Annotated in this window: 1 protein-coding gene; it reads right to left on the bottom strand. The window is 31.5% G+C overall.

Annotated features, from left to right (window positions below; all coding sequences use genetic code 11):
- Window positions 1–25: 25 nt before the first annotated feature.
- On the bottom strand, window positions 26–1,315 hold the full coding sequence (locus tag ABXQ82_RS18725; protein WP_367063327.1) for an IS4 family transposase: 1,290 nt from the start codon (window positions 1,313–1,315) through the stop codon (window positions 26–28).
- Window positions 1,316–1,456: the final 141 nt, after the last annotated feature.

Below are 1,456 nucleotides of genomic sequence, written 5' to 3'. Positions count from 1 at the left end.
TCAATGTCATTAAGTTAAGACCTTTTCAAATGCTATCTTTTTGATTTTTAGTTATTTTAGGCTTAATTCGAGTGCGATATTTTCCTGTATTTCGTTCAAAAGACCTGTTTGGTCTTATTGGAACTTGATTTTCTTTATAAAGTACTTTAAGTTCATAAATTACCTTTTCCATAGACTTTTCTGTAAAGAATAACTCTAAGACTCTATTCTTTAAAAAGCCGTAAGACAGATTAGTGTTTACTTTATATTGATATTTACGTTTCTTACTGTTGTTTTGTTTTTCATCATTTATCTCATTGACTATTAGAGTTTGTATGTTACTGATAAATAAAGCCGCATAAAAATCTTGTAGTATGCTTCGATTTGAGTATCCTGAAAAATGTTCAACCTTCAATTTGTTTTTTAATTCATCGTAAAAGGTTTCAACGCCCCATCTTTTGGCATAAAGTTTTTTAAAAATAGAACTTGGGTAGGTTTTGCTATCTAGTAATGAGCTCATCAGAACTTCAACCTGACCTTTGGCTAGTTCTACTCTAATCAGCCTAAGTTGGATTGGTGTATTCTTATCATATGTTTTATCAGATAGTTTTGTGTTTTTACCTGGATAAATATCTACAATTAAAGACCTCTTTTTGCTTTTTTCAAAATCAATGATAAGTTGACTGAAACTAATTTTCACACGTATTAAATAATCTAGATTGCGCTCTATGTGTTGATGTATAAAATCGTAGGATGGGTAACCTCTGTCGTAAATAAGTAAATCTCCTTTTTTACAGTTTGATAGGTGCGAAATTGCCAGTTCTCGCTCTCCCTTTTTTAAAGGCGCTAGTGTACCGTCTAGAACATAGTTGTTCTCAATATCATATAAGACAGAACACCTTGCTTGAACTAAAGTGGTTTTAGTATTGTTTTTAGTCTCTCCATAGGTTTGCTTCAGCTCTTTTGTTATTGGCAAGGTAATGCGGGAACCGTCTACAGCTAAAAGCCTAAACCCTTTCCATAGCTTAACCCCCAACTGGTTGTCAGTATAAAATTCATTTGTTAGGGTTTGGGAGAGGTGCTCAAAAACTTCTGGGGAAATTTTCATTCTGGCTTGAACAAAAGCACTTTTGGTAAATTTTTGATGTGTTTTTAATTTTAGAAAACTCACAAAGTTTTCAATCTCTAAAGACAGGCTCTTACGCAACATATTCAACATGAATAACAAGATACATGAAAATTGTTGCTTTCTAGTTCTTGTAAAGTCGTTTTTAGATACTCGAAATTTGTGCTTTAAGCTTTCACTAAATAATTCTACTTTTAATTTTTCTAAAATAGAAATAGCCGTTTTTTTTCAAGGTTATAAATATTTGATTACCAGTATAATATACGAAAAAGACATCACAAATACAAATGTAAAATACTGAATATCAAACAAATAGAAGCTTAACTTAATGACATTGAACGAGCACTAGCG

It is taken from the genome of Algibacter sp. 2305UL17-15, from assembly GCF_040720935.1.
GTDB lineage: Bacteria > Bacteroidota > Bacteroidia > Flavobacteriales > Flavobacteriaceae > Jejuia.
Note: the sequence above shows the minus strand (reverse complement) of the source record. Positions and strands in the feature narration are given on the sequence as shown.